14 protein-coding genes, 5 tRNA genes and 2 pseudogenes are annotated in these 16,946 nt (G+C 44.2%); 3 read left to right on the top strand and 18 right to left on the bottom strand.

What is annotated here, in order from left to right; genetic code table 11:
• Window positions 1-85: 85 nt before the first annotated feature.
• From Q1A70_RS08340 to Q1A70_RS08315, 6 genes are read right to left on the bottom strand one after another with little or no spacing between them, the layout of a single operon-like run.
• Window positions 86-1,264, bottom strand: coding sequence for a hypothetical protein (locus Q1A70_RS08340; RefSeq protein ID WP_299688944.1), 1,179 nt, complete (start codon window positions 1,262-1,264; stop codon window positions 86-88).
• Window positions 1,261-1,881 carry an energy transducer TonB gene (locus Q1A70_RS08335; protein ID WP_299688942.1) on the bottom strand — a complete coding sequence of 207 codons (621 nt, stop codon included), beginning with the start codon at window positions 1,879-1,881 and terminating at the stop codon, window positions 1,261-1,263. The genes Q1A70_RS08340 and Q1A70_RS08335 overlap by 4 nt, the downstream gene beginning before the upstream one ends.
• A gap of 19 nt (window positions 1,882-1,900) precedes the next feature.
• Window positions 1,901-2,305 (bottom strand): biopolymer transporter ExbD, encoded by a 405-nt coding sequence (locus Q1A70_RS08330; RefSeq protein WP_299688940.1) that lies wholly within the window; start codon window positions 2,303-2,305, stop codon window positions 1,901-1,903.
• Entirely contained in the window at window positions 2,302-2,862 is a 561-nt protein-coding gene (locus tag Q1A70_RS08325) for a MotA/TolQ/ExbB proton channel family protein (RefSeq protein WP_299688938.1), read from the bottom strand. The genes Q1A70_RS08330 and Q1A70_RS08325 overlap by 4 nt, the downstream gene beginning before the upstream one ends.
• Window positions 2,862-4,238 (bottom strand): MotA/TolQ/ExbB proton channel family protein, encoded by a 1,377-nt coding sequence (locus Q1A70_RS08320; protein WP_299688936.1) that lies wholly within the window; start codon window positions 4,236-4,238, stop codon window positions 2,862-2,864. The genes Q1A70_RS08325 and Q1A70_RS08320 overlap by 1 nt, the downstream gene beginning before the upstream one ends.
• Window positions 4,238-5,005 carry a DUF3450 domain-containing protein gene (locus Q1A70_RS08315; RefSeq protein WP_299688934.1) on the bottom strand — a complete coding sequence of 256 codons (768 nt, stop codon included), beginning with the start codon at window positions 5,003-5,005 and terminating at the stop codon, window positions 4,238-4,240. The genes Q1A70_RS08320 and Q1A70_RS08315 overlap by 1 nt, the downstream gene beginning before the upstream one ends.
• Before the next feature lie 497 nt (window positions 5,006-5,502).
• Between Q1A70_RS08315 and Q1A70_RS08310 the strand changes: the two genes are divergently transcribed.
• Entirely contained in the window at window positions 5,503-6,807 is a 1,305-nt protein-coding gene (locus Q1A70_RS08310; protein WP_299688932.1) for a dicarboxylate/amino acid:cation symporter, read from the top strand.
• 228 nt (window positions 6,808-7,035) lie between these two features.
• Here Q1A70_RS08310 and Q1A70_RS08305 read toward each other — a convergent pair.
• From Q1A70_RS08305 to Q1A70_RS08295, 3 genes and pseudogenes are all read right to left on the bottom strand, one after another.
• Window positions 7,036-7,333: pseudogene (locus Q1A70_RS08305) on the bottom strand (ATP-binding protein); the annotation flags it as partial.
• A gap of 4 nt (window positions 7,334-7,337) precedes the next feature.
• Window positions 7,338-7,733: pseudogene (locus tag Q1A70_RS08300) on the bottom strand (response regulator); the annotation flags it as partial.
• 80 nt (window positions 7,734-7,813) lie between these two features.
• Window positions 7,814-8,287, bottom strand: coding sequence for an NYN domain-containing protein (locus Q1A70_RS08295; RefSeq protein ID WP_299688930.1), 474 nt, complete (start codon window positions 8,285-8,287; stop codon window positions 7,814-7,816).
• A 475-nt stretch (window positions 8,288-8,762) separates the two neighbouring features.
• Here Q1A70_RS08295 and Q1A70_RS08290 point away from each other — a divergent pair, with 475 nt between their 5' ends.
• A complete protein-coding gene (locus Q1A70_RS08290; RefSeq protein WP_299689006.1) occupies window positions 8,763-9,236 on the top strand; it encodes a DUF4174 domain-containing protein in 474 nt (157 codons plus the stop codon).
• Window positions 9,237-9,302: 66 nt separating this feature from the next.
• Here the strand turns inward: Q1A70_RS08290 and cobA are convergent, their stop codons facing one another.
• The 9 genes from cobA to Q1A70_RS08245 form a co-directional block, all read right to left on the bottom strand.
• On the bottom strand, window positions 9,303-10,067 hold the full coding sequence (cobA, locus tag Q1A70_RS08285; RefSeq protein WP_299688928.1) for a uroporphyrinogen-III C-methyltransferase: 765 nt from the start codon (window positions 10,065-10,067) through the stop codon (window positions 9,303-9,305).
• Between the two features lie 342 nt (window positions 10,068-10,409).
• Window positions 10,410-11,273, bottom strand: a complete 864-nt coding sequence (locus Q1A70_RS08280) for a formate/nitrite transporter family protein (protein WP_299688926.1) — start codon at window positions 11,271-11,273, stop codon at window positions 10,410-10,412.
• Window positions 11,274-11,395: 122 nt separating this feature from the next.
• The gene (nirD, locus tag Q1A70_RS08275; RefSeq protein WP_299688924.1) at window positions 11,396-11,719 is read right to left on the bottom strand and encodes a nitrite reductase small subunit NirD; all 324 of its coding nucleotides are present in this window, start codon (window positions 11,717-11,719) and stop codon (window positions 11,396-11,398) included.
• Between the two features lie 14 nt (window positions 11,720-11,733).
• Complete coding sequence (gene nirB / locus Q1A70_RS08270) at window positions 11,734-14,307, bottom strand: nitrite reductase large subunit NirB (RefSeq protein WP_299688920.1); 2,574 nt, start codon at window positions 14,305-14,307, stop codon at window positions 11,734-11,736.
• Window positions 14,308-15,068: 761 nt separating this feature from the next.
• Window positions 15,069-15,142, bottom strand: a tRNA-Cys gene (locus Q1A70_RS08265).
• A 70-nt stretch (window positions 15,143-15,212) separates the two neighbouring features.
• Window positions 15,213-15,299 (bottom strand) — tRNA-Leu (locus tag Q1A70_RS08260).
• A gap of 80 nt (window positions 15,300-15,379) precedes the next feature.
• Window positions 15,380-15,455 (bottom strand) — tRNA-Gly (locus Q1A70_RS08255).
• 54 nt (window positions 15,456-15,509) lie between these two features.
• Window positions 15,510-15,583, bottom strand: a tRNA-Cys gene (locus tag Q1A70_RS08250).
• Between the two features lie 66 nt (window positions 15,584-15,649).
• Window positions 15,650-15,736: transfer RNA gene (locus Q1A70_RS08245), tRNA-Leu, on the bottom strand.
• Between the two features lie 336 nt (window positions 15,737-16,072).
• Between Q1A70_RS08245 and Q1A70_RS08240 the strand changes: the two genes are divergently transcribed.
• Window positions 16,073-16,861, top strand: coding sequence for a lipase (locus Q1A70_RS08240; protein ID WP_299688917.1), 789 nt, complete (start codon window positions 16,073-16,075; stop codon window positions 16,859-16,861).
• The last annotated feature ends 85 nt before the right edge of the window (window positions 16,862-16,946 follow it).

Genomic DNA, 16,946 nt, shown 5'->3' with positions numbered 1-16,946 from the left:
GGCATGAATCGAGTACATAAAAAAGGTGTCATTTGAACGAACAAATGACACCTTTTTGCTGTGTTATTTTCATCACTTTAAGTGATTAAGCATTACCATTATCGCTGACGGTTCTGAGCTGAGTAAGGTATTTAATCCAGCCTTTCGCTTCAGAAGAAGGTTTAATATTGTTGGCACGTTTTGCTTGAGCAAGCGCCTTGTTGAGATCCTTCAACTTATACCATGAGCGTACTTTCGCCAAAGCCACATCGGCCTGCTTGCTCTTGTCTTTCACTTTATCTAAAACAACCAACGCACGGTCATAGTACCCCTGCTGAACCAGTAACTGAGCCACATTCCAATGGTATTGAGTGTCTTTTTTAGACGCTAACGTCCACACATCAATTGCCTTGTCCCACTCTTTCGCTACCTGCCAGTAAGTCGCCTGCTCCGCCAGAAGCTGAACATCACTATTCGCCTCACCTAACTTACTGATTTCTTGTGCTGCGCGTTCTGGGATCCCTTGCTTTGCATACAATTGAGCAAGCAGTCTACGATCTGAATCTTTAAGTTCGATCCCTTGAAGGTCGGCAAGAGCTAAGGTGTTCAAAGCATCTCGATTGCGTTCTAACCTTAACTGAATACCGACCAGTTGACGCCACCAGTTGCCTTTTCCAGGTTGAAGTTCAATTAAACTTTCTAAGGTTGGAATGGAAGGTTTACACTGCTTTAACTGTAACTGCGCGCCCAATTTCAACGATAAAGCAGCCAGCTCAGGTTTGGCGTTAATCTGATCATGATGCTCAATAGCCACTAAGACTTGCGACCAATTTTCGATCTGGTATTCCGCTTGAGCAATTCGCATCCAAAGCGTCTCTTTCTTTTCCACTTCTGGGGCTGTTTTCACCAGCTGGTAATAATGTGGTAGCGCTTTTTCAAACTTTTGATCATTCAATAGCAGGTCAGCAAGCATGCGTTTGGTGATCCAAGCCTGCTCATCGACCAACAAATTGCTATCAACAGCATAAGTAAGTTGCTTGATTGCCTCGCTGGTGTTGCCATCTTGCCAATAAAACACACCCAACATGCGAGAGACGTACGCTTTATCGTAGCCTTTGGAAAGATCCAAATCCGCCAGTAAATCTATCGCCTGCTTAACCTGCTCTTCTTGAGCAAGGTTATGCGCCTTTTGCACGCGAATCGCCGTATATTGGGATAGCTCTTGCGCTTGTGTTATGAGGGGCATCAATAACACGCCCACGAATATCCATAGCTGTTTCATCATTCTGCCAACTTAAACTCTAGTTTCACGGTTTGACCAACCTGAGCAATCGCTTTGCCATCAACGACTTTGGGTTGATATTTCCATTTTTTAAGTGCTCTCATCGCTTCACGTTCAAACATACGACGTGGGGTGGCTTCCGTCACTTGAATATCAATTGGACGTCCCGTCTCGTCGATAGTAAAAGACATAATCACAAAACCTTGCGCGCCCCGTTTAAGGGCATTCGCTGGGTAGCGAGGCTCCACTCGATAGAGCGGCATTGCCTGTTGGTTTGATCCAAAATCAGAAAAGGTCGGCGCGTTAATCGCTAGACCATCGATAGAGGTATTCAAATCCAATGAAGGCAGTGAAGACATCGAATTGAGCGGCGTCACTTCAGCTTGTGATTGAGAGGTTTGTGCTTCCGGTGGCGGCTCTGGCATTTCTGGTTTTTCAGGCAGTGCGCGTTGTCTTCTCTGAACGTCTTGTTCAGCTTCCACCATCACCATATTGAAGCTTAACGTATCGCTGCTTTCTGGCGTGCTTGGATGGCCATTATCCACCATCCAAGCCATAAAAGAGAACAACGCTAAGCCCAATGCGCCCGCGAGCGGTAAAGCAAGAAATAGGCGAATCATTGATTAAGATCCTCCAAGATCATCGCTTTTCAGCAGCCAGCGCTATGTTTTTCACACCCGCACCTTTGGCGGCGTCCATCACTTTAACAACCGTACCGTTGTAAGCATGCTCATCCGCCTGAATCACCAACGAAGCATCGGGTTGTTCCAACAATAAGTGTTCCAGTGTCGCTTCAACACGTTCAACGTCCACCACACGTTTATCAATGAAAATGTCGTTCGCCGAAGTAATTGCCACAAAGATACCGGCATCTTTTTGACTCACCACGTTAGACGCTTGAGGGCGATTCACTTCAACCCCAGATTCACGAACAAATGAACTGGTCACAATGAAGAAAATCAGCATGATGAATACAATATCAAGCATCGAAGTAAGGTCTATTTGAGCCTCTTCGTTTTTAGAATGACGTCGACCGAGTCTCATCGTTGACTCCTTAAAGATTTTTCTAATTTTAATTCTAAACGGCTACATACTTTTGCTAAGCGAGCGTGAACAAACATGCCCGCGAGTGCGGCAACCATGCCTGCCATGGTTGGCAATGTAGCCAACGAGATACCTGAAGCCATCAATTTAGGGTCACTGCTGCCTTGTGTCGCCATGACATCAAACACAGAGATCATACCGGTTACGGTACCTAGCAAACCCAGCATCGGACAAATAGCGACTAACAGCTTAATAAAATTCAAGTTTTGGTTAAGCAAGATACTCGCTTGCCCTAACCAACCTTCACGAATGGCTTTGGCATGCCAAGAAGAGTGATCTTCTCTTTCATTCCATTTCGCTATCCAAGCTTGGCGCTGCTTAGGAAAGTAGAACGCAAGATAAAGTACGCGTTCTACCACAAGCACCCAATACACTAGGACGACAGCCGCTAGCCACCACAGAACGAAACCGCCCTGCTCCATAAAGCTTGATAAAGACAGCAGCCAGTCACTCGTTAACCAACTCGCTGGTAATAGAGAACCCGACAAAATATCCATTACGCAGCAGTTCCAACAGGTGAAACAACAGCGTTTGATTCAACGGTCTTTTCTGCCTGCTCAGCAACAAGACCAATACCTTGCTTCTCAAGAATATTGCGAATGTTTTCTGCTTGAGTGCTAAGAATGTTGTGTGCCAGTAGAAGAGGCATTGCCGCAACCAGACCAAGTACCGTCGTTACAAGCGCCATCGAAATACCACCCGCCATTACTTTAGGGTCGCCATTACCAAACTGTGTGATCACTTGGAATGTTTCGATCATGCCGGTTACTGTACCTAAAAGACCTAACATTGGTGCTAATGCCGCCAATAGTTTAAGCATTGATAGGCCTTTCTCTAAGTGAGTCTGTTCATCAACAACCGCTTCTAAAAGTCGCAATTCTAGCGCTTCAACGGTTTGGTTTTGTTCTTTGTTGTAAACCGCAAGAACACGACCTAGTGGATTATCACCCGCTTGTTCAGGGTTCTTAAGTTGCGCGCGAATTTTCTGACGAGCGATAGCAAGAGAAATACCACGAACTAATGCGATGATCAGGCCAATAGCTAGTAGGCCAAGAATCACTTTACCAACCACACCACCTGCTTGTAGACGGTCGGTTAGGCTTGGCGTAAGTGCTAATTGCTCTAGCATGAAACCGCGAGAAGGATCGACAATTACATTAGATACTTCACCATTCGCTAACGAAGAAAGTGACGTTAACGTTGGACCATTTTGTGGTTGTTTAAGATAAGCGATCGCATCTTCACGCTGAGTGTTCCAGCTAACATAGCCTTGCTCTGTTACAAGACCAATCGAACCTAGTCGGTAAGCGTCAACCTTGTTTGTATTGCCTTCACCATTAATGAATGCAATTTGAGATTTGCTAAGCTCAGAACTCGCTTGAATCTGCTCAACCATGCTCATCCACAAACCAGAGAGTTGTGGCATTGATGGCAGAGATTTAGCATCGATAATTTGATCAACGGTCGCTGTGTGCTCAGAGCGATCAACGCTGTTTACTGTTGAGCTAAGCTCTGCGCCTAGTTCTTTCGCGTTTTGACGAACAACACCGAATAACTCACCAAGGCTACCCGTCTCTAAACGCAGTTTTTCTTCTAAACGAGCAAGCTTGTTTTCGTTGTCGCTGAAGGTTTGAGTAAGAACATCTGTCGCATTTTGAACCGATGTACGTTTCGCTTCAAGCTCCGCTTTGGTGGTTTTAAGTTCTTGTTCAGTCTTTTTGAAGTCAGCTTCACGAACCACGTTGTGAGAAGCTTGAGTACGATTTTCGGACTGGGCTTTATCAACAAGCTGCGCGGTAGTATCCGATGCAGAGAAAGCAGAAAATGAAATGGATGTCATGCAAAGTAATGCTGCTAATGGTTTCAAGTTCATTACTTAACCTCCGCAACAGTTAAAGAAACAGGTAAAGTAATCAAGCTTGGGGCTGCTTGTTGGCCAGCAATATCGTACGCTTTATCTAGCTCTGACTTCATAGAAGAATCAAGTTCTTGCCATTGGGCTTCTGTTTGATTCCAAGCCCAGTATTGGCTGCCATTTAGATTACGAGCAACTAAAGAGATACGACCTAGGTGCAGAACATCTGCCTCAATTGCTTTATCACTCGCCAATGCGACACGACCTTGGTATACACCCAGCTTAATGCCGTAATCCATCTCGATTTGGTATGCCTCTAGGATGCGACGGTATTTCTCAGCATCACTGACGTCAGCACGAGTCATCATTACTTGTAGCTTTTCAACTCTCTCTAGACGCTGTTCTTTCTTAATCGGCACGTCTTGCTCTACCAACTGTTGAAGACCATCAATCATTTGATACATTAATGGCACGACACCTTGACGTGTGTATTTGATTTCTTCGATCTGCTCTTCAATGCTTTGAGCTTCTTGATTTTGGCTCTCGACTAATGCAGCAAGGTGATCGTGATAGATTTCTAAATTTTTCACTTCTTCTTGCAGGCGCTCAATCTCAGCTTTCAGCATTAATGTTGCTTGTGAGCTTTTATCAATCACCTTTTGGCTTGAAGCCGAGGCGTTATTGGTCTGGTTTTGAACAGATTGGGCTTGATCCAAGCTATTTGCCATAGAAGATGTTGCAATCAAACTGATCGCAAGCGCTAGGCTAGATTTTAAAAGATTCATAATGATAGTCATTTACTGTAGAAGAAGGTCAAATGAGTTTTATTGATAAGCCATCTCATTATCATTAAAAGTCACTTACATTACTAGGGATATTTTGCAAAATTACAGAATCAAGAAAGGGAAGGTCGAAACCTCCCCTACTGATATTTAGATTACCAATGCAACCGCACTAACAAATTAGTATTTCACCTGTGACGTTGCCATGTAGTTACACTCTTCGCCGATGACTACATCTTAAAGCATACAGATTGAGAAAAAATTATCTTTTCTTATTTACTACCTTTAAAGCGAGAGCCTTATGTATAAAACTCTCGACAAGTGTGAATTTGTGGTGAATTATTTTGCTTAATTTTGTTTAATTATCAGGATTATCGGTGATTTAGATCACATCTATAATTCCAAGCTCATTTTTTGTTTTTCGATTTGAGCAACCGACTGCTAATCTCCTGCTCACTTTGAAAAGGTATCAAAGTTATAAATAATAAGGAGTGTTCAAAATGAATACCAAGAAACCTATGTCTCTGACTGGTCGAGTAATCCTCGGTATGGTCGTAGGTATATTAACGGGATTTGCCATTCAATCCCTTTTTTCAGACAGCGGATTTGTTAACACCTACATCGTTAACGGACTCTTTGAAGTAGGCGGGCAAATCTTTGTCGCCAGTTTAAAAATGCTTGTTGTGCCCCTAGTCTTCGTTTCACTAGTGTGCGGTACAAGTTCTCTTAAAGACTTATCAACTCTTGGCCGTATGGGTGGCAAAACACTTACACTTTATATCGGTACTACAGCCGTTGCTATCACTCTGGCACTTACTATCGGTAACCTGTTCCAACCTGGAGCTGGTGCGGATCTTACTGCTGCGAGCTCTTTCAAATCAGCGGATGCCCCTTCTTTAGGCCAAGTTATCATCGACATGTTCCCTACCAACCCTATTCAAGCTATGGCTGAAGGTAAGACACTGCAAGTTATCGTATTTGCTGTGTTGTTTGGTATTGCAATCAGTGCGGCGGGTAAACCTGGCGAACGTATCGCTGCCGTGTTCTCTGACTTGAACGAAGTTATCATGAAGCTTGTTGCGCTACTGATGAACCTTGCTCCTTACGGTGTGTTCTTCTTGATGGCGAAACTGTTCTCTGGCCTTGGCTTAGGTGCAATTTGGAACCTAGCAGAATACTTCTTAGTGCTTGCTGGTACCCTGCTGTTGCACGGTTTGGTGACTTACAGTGCGATGCTTAAAGGATTCACAGGTCTTAGTCCGATTACATTCCTCCGTAAGATGGAAGATGCAATCATGTTTGCATTCTCAACGGCCTCTTCGAACGCAACAATTCCAGTAACAATGGAAACGGCTAAAAACCGTATGGGCGTAGACAACAAAGTCGCTTCTTTCACTGTACCACTAGGTGCAACTGTGAACATGGACGGCACTGCAATCATGCAAGGTGTTGCGACTGCATTTATCGCGCAAGCATACAACATCGACCTTTCAATGGGTGACTACCTAATGGTTATCCTAACGGCGACACTGGCGTCTGTTGGTACTGCTGGTGTTCCTGGTGTTGGTCTTGTTATGCTAGCAATGGTATTAAACCAAGTGGGCCTACCGCTTGAAGGTATTGCTCTAATCATGGGTGTTGACCGCCTTCTTGATATGATTCGTACCGCTGTAAACATCACAGGTGATAGTGCCGTATCTATCATCGTTGCTAAGTCTGAAGGCGCTCTAGACGAGTCTCGCTTCAACGACCCTGCAGCAGGTGAGAAAGAAGAAGAAGTTAAGCTAGCTCGCCAACAGGCATAGTCTCGCTTATCTGATGCTCTTATCTTCAAGCTCAGGCGTAATTAATGGCTACGTCTAGCTCATACAAAGCGCATAAAGAAAAACACCACTGCAGATGCGGTGGCGTTTTTTATTGGGTATCGCTTAAGTAGTACAACAGAGTTGGGAAAGTTATCTATTTAGCCTTCTTCTCAATAGAGAAAGCTAATCACCGATTGAGAACATCAAGTTTACTCTCAGTTCCCCACCTTATCTGTTCGCAGCAGTTACATATCCATTCATCGCTTCTTTAACAATCACAAGGCCTAGACCGTAACCACCAGACTGTTTGTCTCGGGCTGATTCTATTCGTGTAAACGGATCGAATATACCTGCAATATTGTATCAGGAATACAATCATCATCATCTTTTACAGATGTGACACATCACGAATCAAACGACGTTGCTTTTCAACCAGAGATTTAATTTCAAAGGTCATATGGTCAAAATCGTGCACAAGCTCGTTGAGTTCTAGTGTGGTAGAGTTTAACTCCGACACCACACATACCTTAATTGGATGACTCTAAAGATTGCCTTTGACGCTCAAACCCCACACGGCGCAAGATCACCTTAATGCGGGCCAGTAGCTCTGGGACATTAAAAGGTTTCGCAATGTATTGATCCGCACCCGCTTGGTAACCATCAAGTATAGAGGCATCGTCATTGAGTGCGGTCAACATCAGAATAGGCGTCGCGAAGCGCTGGCAGATACGTCTTGCGACTTGAATGCCACTTAAGTTGGGGAGCATTACGTCGAGTAACACCAAGTCGACAGGGTTCGATTGAATAAACTCTAAACCCGATTCCCCACAATGAACGGTATTCACATGATACCCTTCACCTTCTAATACCTCAGCCAACAATTCACACAATTGAACATCGTCATCAACAACTAAAACACAAGACATGACACACACCGACAAATGATAACAATTTGCATTCTAATTATCGTTATTGTTAATTTCAACCACAAAATATGCAAATCTCGTTATAGAAGTAGATCCTTTTCAATTGCGACAAATTTGGTTGCCGAATCAATAAGGTTTTGTGCTGTTAAGCCCGGAACCCCATACACCTCGACAGGCTTACCAAAACGCTCCTTGATGCGCTCGACAAGGGTTTCAAAATCCCCATCACCTGATACCAATACAATGGTATCAACGGTCTCGGCAAGCTCTATTGCATCCAACGCAATACCCACATCCCAGTCCCCTTTTGCACTGCCATCACGGCGCTGGATAAAGGGTTTTAACTTCACATCAAAGCCTACACCACGAAGAATATGGTGAAACTGGCGTTGTTTAGGATCTTGACTCGCGATCGCATATGCATTGGCAGCAACAACATTTCGCCCTTCACTCGCCACGTACCAAAACTGGTTATAGTCAAAATTAGAACGATACTTGTCACGTGTTGTGTAGTAAACGTTCTGAACGTCAACCAAAATTGCTATATTTTCCATAAATTCATACCTTTAGATTTTCCGTATACCCTATGCTAATCAATTGTAAAATGCGAGCCGCTTGACTTAATAAAAATGAACCTGTTAGCCGTCTTTATCGTAAAGCTACTATACTTAGGTTAAGTCTATTCAATTTGATCACGGTTTCTGGGTGAATGTTAATTTGCCATTGATCAATGGCAGATAAGAGTAACATTAAGGTCATAGGGTTATTAAAGTGAGGTTGGCCATGAAGATCCATCAATCGTTCGTTATTAACGGCGCTCTCAACGCGACCGCCGCTATCAACACGGCCAAAGAAACCTGCGTGGCTCATGCGACGACAGCTAAGGCTACTATTGCGATCAATTTACCTGATGAGACCAATGTACCTAAAGCATCTAAAGCATCTAAAGCATCTAAAGCATCTAAAGCATCTAAAGCATCTAAAGCAACTAAAGCAACTAAAGCAACGACAGTAGCCAGACGCTCGGCAATGTCAAACAGCAAGGCACCTTGGCTCAAGCTATGTGCGGTTATCAGCTTATTGATAATAAACTTCGTGACAACCCCGGTTTTCGGTTACCCTGCCTACGCTCACTCACAGCCCTTGCCCCACCGTAGTGTTATCTATTTTGCGCCGACCGACGATAAAGTTGTCAAACAGTTTCTCAATGAAGTATTGCTCAATAACTGCCAGCTAGATGAACGAGACGTGGTGACCATGGTCATTGCAGAAAGCGGCTATACCGTCCCGACTTGGCTGGATGAGGAGTTTAACCTCGAAGCAATCACTCGCATTTACGATATCCCTAAAGGATCACACACTGCTGTTTTGATTGGTAAAGATGGAAAAGAGAAGCACCGATGGAGCGGCAAAACAGATTGGAAACAGATCACCAATATCATTGACGAAATGCCGATGCGCCAGCAAGAAATGCAGCGACAAGGCAGTCGCTGCAGCATTTAATAAGTGGTACCTTGATGTTACCTTAGCCAGAGCAAAGCTAAACTTGACCAGCTTTAAACTGGCTCATTAAAACCACGCCAATTTTTCATGCAATTGCGTGACGCTGCCCACGACAATTAAAGCTGGGCTTTGTGCTCGGCTTGCTAGGTTAGCCAAGTCACTTAAACCGCCACGATACACCTTTTGCTCTTGGCGTGTTCCGTTTTCAATAATGGCAATCGGCATATCCGAACGCATACCGTTATCCAATAGATTCTTTTGAATATTCGGGCTCTCTTTAAGCCCCATGTAGAAGACGATGGTGTGGTTATGCTGAGCAAGAGATTGCCAATCGATATCTTCACCATCTTTCTTAAGGTGACCTGTAATAAACTGAACGCTTTGCGCGTGATCACGGTGTGTTAGAGGAATGCCTGCATACGCAGTAGCGCCTGCAGCGGCTGTGATACCAGGGATCACTTCAAACTTAACGTTATTCTCAGCCAGTGTTTCACACTCTTCTCCGCCACGGCCAAAGATAAATGAGTCACCACCTTTGAGGCGCACTACGTGCTTGTTCTCTTGCGCTTTGGTTACCAATACTTGATTGATCTGATCTTGTGGAACGCAGTGATGATCGAGTTTTTTACCTACGTATAGCATCTCGGCGTCTGCATTCGCCATGGCTAAAATATCTTTTGAAACTAAGCGATCGTAAACCAAAACGTCAGCTTGCTGAATCACTCGTGCTGCTTTGACCGTTAATAACTCCGGGTCACCGGGACCCGCTCCGACTAATGAAACAAATCCTTTGTTTGCTACGTTAACATTCGATGGCGATACTTCTGACATACTTTGCTCCGAAAGTTAGCTTGTTATCGTTCAAGCTTAATTCTGTATAGCCGCTCGCAATTCAGTTACGTGGTCGGCTCATATTCCTATTTCTAAGACTACCAGTTGTTGCGGAAAAACTTCACGATTAATTCTAATTAAGATAGAAGTTTATATAACAAAACAATCTATTACGGCCTAATCCACTTATTGCGGCTCACCATATTGGTGGTGGGTTATTGATATTGGTCAGCCACTTGGCTTCAGACTGATGTCTTGCTTTCACAATGTGTCAACCTATTTCAGGATGGGACAATGCGATCAAAAAAGCCTCTAACATTACGCTAGAGGCTAAATCTATTTTTAACGGCTCGCTCTATTCAACGTACCGCCACTAACCGATTGAGTCGATTCTTTTGCACCTAGCGACGGCGCTGTTTTTGCGTGAGTCAGGTAAATAGGAAGACACGCTAACGCTAAGCCACCTACGATGTTACCTAGGATTGTTGGGATAAGGTTGAAGTTCAACCATGTCGCAATACCAAAATCAGCACCCAGAATCATACCTAGTGGGAATAGGAACATGTTTACTACTGTGTGCTCAAAGACTAGCGCGAAGAAGATGAAGATTGGGAACCACATCATCGCCACACGGCCAGGTACCGTACGTGCTGTCATGTTGCCAATTACACCTAGACAAACCATGAGGTTACAGAAAATACCGCGCACGAAACACGTGATCCAGCCGTCCATACCCATATTTTCGAAACCTAAGCTACGAGCGGTAGAGACTGCAATGAACTTTTGAGCAACTGCATCTGGGTCAAGAGAGAAGTTACCCGTTAGCGATACTGCCACGAGAAAAGCCACAAGGAGAGAACCAATCAGGTTACCAAGGCCAACCAGCCCCCAACAACGTAAAATACGCCCCCAAGTAATGCCCGGGCGGTTGTCGAATTTAGCTAAAGGAGCAAGGCCGAAAACGCCAGTTACTAGGTCGTAACCCATAACACTTAGAATAACGAAACCAACTGGGAACACTAGTGCGCCAACAAGACCAATGCCTGTTTGTACCATTGCTGTAATAGCAACAACAACCGCTAGAGAAAGGATGATACCAGCCATAGTGCTTCGAATCAGAAGATCGCGAGTACTTGTTTTAGTTTTCGCTTCACCCACATCAATCATCGTTTGAACGAATTCAGCGGGTTTGTAATCAGGAGACATAATGTTGTCCTTAAAAAGTAAAATTAAAAGTTAAAATTGGATAGGAAAAGGCTCTAGTTGCCGAGTTAAGGCAATATCGAGAACTAGAACCCTTGAACTATCAAATCTTAGTCATCCAAAGATTAAGCCGAGATTTCTACAGCACCTTTGGTAACACGAGCTTTGTACGCTTTGACGTTGAAGTTCTCGTCTTCCATGCACGCACCTGTTGTCAGGTTAAAGCGTTGCTTCTTAAGCGGGCTTGCCACCCAAAGCGCTTCTTTGTGCTCTACAATCAGACCACGTGATAACACGTTAGACTGGAAGTAAGGGTCTGTGTTGCTAATCGCGAATACTTCTTCAGCCATAGTTGGGCGGAAGACTGCTACTTGCTTACCACCAACCAATGCACAAACACCGGTACCTGGAATAATGTCTTCGATCTTACAAACTTTGGTAAATGCCATGATGTCGTCTCCCCTTACACAGTTTCTACGTGAATGATGTCGCCCTGATGTTTTGATGTAATAGCTTCAGGATGTTTCTCAGTGAATGTCGCTGGACGGTGTTGTTCACGGCCATCATCAACAAACACAACGTTTTCATCACGGTCATCAGCATTGATGAAGTGTGCAAAGCGCTTAAGTTGAGCTTCGTCATTGATTGTATCTGTCCATTCACAAGCAAAGTTATCTACTAGGCCAGCAATGTCAGTTTCAAGTTGGTCATTGATGCCAAGCTTGTTGTCTACAATAACTTCACGCAGGTAATCAACACCACCTTCTAGGTTGTCCATCCATACCGAAGTACGTTGTAGCGGAGCAGCCGTGCGGATGTAGAACATCATGAAACGGTCGATGTATTTGATCAGCGTTTCTTGGTCTAGGTCGCTTGCAAGTAAGTCTGCATGACGAGGTTTCATACCACCGTTACCACATACATACATATTCCAACCTGCGTCAGTTGCGATAATACCTAAATCTTTACCTTGAGCTTCAGCACACTCACGAGTACAGCCAGACACACCAAACTTCATCTTATGAGGAGTACGGATGCCTTTGTAACGGTTCTCGATCATCACGCCTAGGCCTACTGAATCTTGAACGCCGTAACGACACCAAGTAGAACCAACACATGTCTTAGCCATACGAAGTGCTTTTGCGTAAGCTTGACCTGTTTCGTAACCTGCAGCGATTAACTTCTTCCAGATAGCTGGTAAGTCATCTTTCTGAGCACCGAATAGACCAATACGTTGTGCACCCGTAATTTTGGTGTATAGGTTGTATTCAGCAGCAACATCAGCAAGAACGCTTAGCGCTTGAGGTGTTACTTCACCACCCGCCATACGAGGGATAACAGAGTAAGTACCGTCTTTTTGCATGTTACCTAGGAAGTTATCGTTGGTATCGTGCAGCTTCACTAGCTCAGGCTTAAGGATGTGTTCACCCCAGCAAGAAGCAAGGATAGAACCCGCTAGAGGCTTACATACTTCACAGCCGTAACCTTTACCGTATTTCTCTAGTAACTCATCGAACGTTTTGATTTCTTCGATGCGAATTAGGTGGAAAAGCTCTTGGCGAGAGTAAGCAAAGTGCTCACATACGTCGTTCTTCACTTCAACACCAGCTTTAGCTAGTTCAGCGTTTAGTACTGAAGTTACAAGTGGAATACAACCACCACAACCAGTACCTGCACCTGTTACTGCTTTGATATCACCGATTGTGTGATGACCTTCAGCAACCGCTTGAGCGATCTTGCCTTTAGTCACATCAAAACAAGAACAGATAACTGCAGATTCAGGAAGTGAGTCTGCGCCAAGTGTTGGCTTTTCAGCACCCGCGTGTGCAGGAAGAATTAGAGCATCTGGGTGTTCTGGCAGGTCGATTTCGTTCAGCATAAGCTGTAGAAGATCGCCGTAGTCAGACGTATCACCAACCATTACCGCACCAAGCAGCTTCTTGTTGTCTTCAGAAACGATTAAGCGCTTGTAAACTTCTTGCTCTTCGTTTTGGTAAACGTAGCTCTTACAGCCAGGAGTACGACCGTTCGCATCACCGATAGAGCCTACTTTCACGCCTAGAAGCTTAAGCTTCGCAGACATATCAGCACCTTCAAATGTGCTTTCGTTGCCAACAACGTGGTCAACCGCTACCGTCGCCATTTTGTAGCCAGGAGCAACAAGGCCGTAGAACGTTTGGTTCCAAGACGCACACTCACCGATTGCGTAGATATCTTTGTCTGTCGTTTGACAGTGATCGTTAATCTCGATGCCGCCACGAGGCGCAATACCTAGACCCATTTGACGAGCAAGTTTGTCTTGAGGGCGAATACCAGCAGAGAATACGATGAAATCAGTTTCTAGCTCAGTATCGTCTGCAAAGCGCATTACGTTACGAGCTTCAGTGCCTTCAGGAGCAATCTCAAGCGTGTTCTTGCTTGTATGTACGTTAACGCCCATACGTTCGATTTTTTGACGAAGTTGGTTACCACCCGCTTGGTCAAGTTGCTCAGCCATTAGCTTAGGCGCAAACTCAACAACGTGTGTGGTCACGCCCAGTGCTTTTAGCGCACCTGCCGCTTCAAGCCCCAATAGGCCGCCACCAACAACAACGCCAGACTTTGAGTTCTTAGCCGTTGCTTCAATCGCTTTCAGATCTTCAATTGTGCGGTAAACGAAACAGTCTTTACCGTCGTTACCTTTGATTGGAGGGACAAATGGGAAAGAACCCGTCGCAAGAACAAGTTTGTCGTATTGAATTTCACGACCCGTGCTTGAGTAGACTGTTTTCTTTTCACGGTTAACATTAATAGCACGTTCGCCAAGCAACATGTTGATGCCGTGTTTCTCGTAGAAGCCCTCTTTGACTAAAGAAAGTTCTTCCGCGGTATGGTGTGAAAAATAAGAAGAAAGGTGCACACGATCGTACGCGACACGAGGCTCTTCACAGAAGACTGTGATGTCCATGTTTGCAACGTCTGTCTTCTCGACTAAATCTTCGATATAGCGATGGCCGACCATGCCGTTACCAATTACGACTAGCTTCATCTTGCTCATAAGAATTCCTGAAGGTTATATATTTCTTAACTGAGCGCATGATGAATTATGAAAGAAAATGAAAATATGACGCAAATCAATTACAAAATCGAACTACCCTAAAGGGGTAGAACAAAAGAGGTAGAAAACGTTCATTTGTCAGACAAATATAGCAAATAATCACATATTTTATCGAGTTTCGTAGAATTTAATATGCATGCAAGCTCAATGCTTGATATGTTGTAATATTCCAGAAATAAGAAGAAATAAAGCTCGTTAATGATAATGATTATCACTCACTCATGTAATTCGGTGCCATCACAACAAAAATAGTTACATAATTATGAACAGCGATATATAAATGTGAAGACTCCCCTCGTCCCAGGAAAAGTGCCAGTTATGTCATTACATTCCTTATTTTCCACGCTACACAATAACAACGGTTACCTCGCGAAGAAGATCACGTTAATTAAGTCAACACGCCGTGAAGTGATCACTCTTGCTTTATATGCTCTTAACTGATTTCCTACTTTCTTTATAGTATTCCCCCTAAACCCTAAAGTTACGGTGTCACAAAATAACAATGGAGTAATCCTTTAACCAATGCCATTCATATCAATCACAGTAAGTAAGCGAGAAGAAATAGCTAAAAAGCTTGGGGCAGCAGATGATAGAGAGCGTGGTTCAATGAGATGGAATCGTTAAGTGATGAGCTGTGGCTGATGGAGAAAAGATACAGATAGCAAAAAGCCCGATCATTTCTGATCGGGCTTTCTAAATGATGGAGGCGCCTCCCGGAGTCGAACCGAGGTCCACGGATTTGCAATCCGCTGCATAGCCACTCTGCCAAGGCGCCTCAACAGTGTTTTAAGAGAACAACTCTTTTGACTACTACCAAACTGCTAGTAAGGTAATAATCCAATAGATGGTGCCCCGGGCCGGACTTGAACCGGCACAACGCGAACGTCGAGGGATTTTAAATCCCTTGTGTCTACCAATTCCACCACCAGGGCACGCAATACTTTATTGCGATGCCGATTACTGAAAAGTAAAACACCATCTTCATGTCGAAAGAAATCAACATAATAAAATTTGGAGCGATACATCGGGTTCGAACCGATGACCTCAACCTTGGCAAGGTTGCGCTCTACCAACTGAGCTAGTATCGCATGTTCATTCTTTTTGCTTATCTCTTCTTGTAAACACAAAATAGAAAGAGAGAATGGAGGCGCCTCCCGGAGTCGAACCGAGGTCCACGGATTTGCAATCCGCTGCATAGCCACTCTGCCAAGGCGCCTTTATCAACATAATATATTGATGTATTTTAGTTCATCACTCTACTCGAAAGTAGCAACTAGATAGATGGTGCCCCGGGCCGGACTTGAACCGGCACAGCGCGAACGCCGAGGGATTTTAAATCCCTTGTGTCTACCAATTCCACCACCAGGGCAACGCAATCATGCGATGCTGATTACTGAAAAGTAAAACACCATCTCTCAGTGACCTAAGCCGTGAGAACGAGGTGTACTTTAACGGATGGGAAAAATTCGTCAACCATAAATTTTATCTTTTAATTCAAGTGATTATTTATCGCACTTTACAGCATGAAATCAACGCAGCTTGTACAAACTTTGCCCACAATAACGCATCTCAATTCAGCCAACTCGCACTCAACGAATAATACAGTGCGCTTTGTTGTGTGCTTGGTCCTGGGCTGTTTCTGCTTCATCCGCTTTTCATAATTGAGGATTAGACTGTTAAATAAGACTCCAAACGACACCTGAATGTGAAACCACTCAAACGCTATCAATACGAACGCTATGCTGTTCTCTGTAGTCTCGCTTACCCTAGAGGGTTTAAACAGACCCGCTATGGTTTTGACCCTAACGGACAACGCGTGATCAACAATGAGTTTGGCAAAACCATCATCCGGGTTTTATGGAGTAAGGACAAAGATGAGGTGGTGGTGGTGCTCAAAGGCTCGCACAGCGTCTCAGATTGGTTACTGAACTTTGCCTTATGGACCAGAAGCTGTAAGAAGATTGGCCTGAACTATCGAATACATGCTGGCTTCTATCATCTAATATTTCAAGAAAGCCAACCACACCGCAATAACGATAAACTGGGCCTAAGCGTCATTGAACGATTGGAGGCAACGCTCATCCCGTTATTAGAGCAAGGGAAAAGGGTATCGGTCACCGGTCACTCTTCCGGTGGTGCAATTGGCTGTATATTGGCTGATTACTTTGACCAACAATACCCAGGCTGCATTAAACGAGTCGTCACCTTCGGACAGCCAGCCGTTGGTGATTGGAATTTCAAAAAACACTATCGCTTGAACAAAAAAACCTATCGTATCTGTTGCGACATCGACATCGTGACCTTTATGCCCCCTGTCCCTTTACTTTATTGGCATGTTGGCAAAGTTTTGTGGCTTTATAACGGGCGGATCTACGAGAATACCCCAACGTTTATTCGCCTTGGTCGATCTATTTTTAGCTGGCTAATAAGGCCTTTCTCTTATCACTTAATGAGCAAGTATATTCGCAACAAGGATTTTTTTGATCAGCATTGAGAGTTTTCATACCAATCGTAGTAAATAACTGGTCACCCTAGCTTGTTAAAACGCTCGATAACTGCGTTAGAATTTTTGATTGTAG

It is taken from the genome of uncultured Vibrio sp. (genome assembly GCF_947488985.1).
Lineage (GTDB): Bacteria > Pseudomonadota > Gammaproteobacteria > Enterobacterales > Vibrionaceae > Vibrio.
Note: the sequence above shows the minus strand (reverse complement) of the source record. Positions and strands in the feature narration are given on the sequence as shown.

What these genes read in the sequence shown, in the direction of transcription:
- Q1A70_RS08310 (WP_299688932.1), top strand. Translation starts at nt 5,503, where the DNA reads ATGAATACCAAGAAACCTATGTCTCTGACTGGTCGAGTAATCCTCGGT.
- Q1A70_RS08320 (WP_299688936.1), bottom strand. Translation starts at nt 4,238, where the DNA reads ATGAACTTGAAACCATTAGCAGCATTACTTTGCATGACATCCATTTCA.
- Q1A70_RS08330 (WP_299688940.1), bottom strand. Translation starts at nt 2,305, where the DNA reads ATGAGACTCGGTCGACGTCATTCTAAAAACGAAGAGGCTCAAATAGAC.
- Q1A70_RS08325 (WP_299688938.1), bottom strand. Translation starts at nt 2,862, where the DNA reads ATGGATATTTTGTCGGGTTCTCTATTACCAGCGAGTTGGTTAACGAGT.
- cobA (WP_299688928.1), bottom strand. Translation starts at nt 10,067, where the DNA reads ATGTCAGAAGTATCGCCATCGAATGTTAACGTAGCAAACAAAGGATTT.
- Q1A70_RS08315 (WP_299688934.1), bottom strand. Translation starts at nt 5,005, where the DNA reads ATGAATCTTTTAAAATCTAGCCTAGCGCTTGCGATCAGTTTGATTGCA.
- Q1A70_RS08340 (WP_299688944.1), bottom strand. Translation starts at nt 1,264, where the DNA reads ATGATGAAACAGCTATGGATATTCGTGGGCGTGTTATTGATGCCCCTC.
- Q1A70_RS08280 (WP_299688926.1), bottom strand. Translation starts at nt 11,273, where the DNA reads ATGTCTCCTGATTACAAACCCGCTGAATTCGTTCAAACGATGATTGAT.
- nirD (WP_299688924.1), bottom strand. Translation starts at nt 11,719, where the DNA reads ATGGCATTTACCAAAGTTTGTAAGATCGAAGACATTATTCCAGGTACC.
- Q1A70_RS08295 (WP_299688930.1), bottom strand. Translation starts at nt 8,287, where the DNA reads ATGGAAAATATAGCAATTTTGGTTGACGTTCAGAACGTTTACTACACA.
- Q1A70_RS08290 (WP_299689006.1), top strand. Translation starts at nt 8,763, where the DNA reads ATGTCAAACAGCAAGGCACCTTGGCTCAAGCTATGTGCGGTTATCAGC.
- Q1A70_RS08335 (WP_299688942.1), bottom strand. Translation starts at nt 1,881, where the DNA reads ATGATTCGCCTATTTCTTGCTTTACCGCTCGCGGGCGCATTGGGCTTA.
- nirB (WP_299688920.1), bottom strand. Translation starts at nt 14,307, where the DNA reads ATGAGCAAGATGAAGCTAGTCGTAATTGGTAACGGCATGGTCGGCCAT.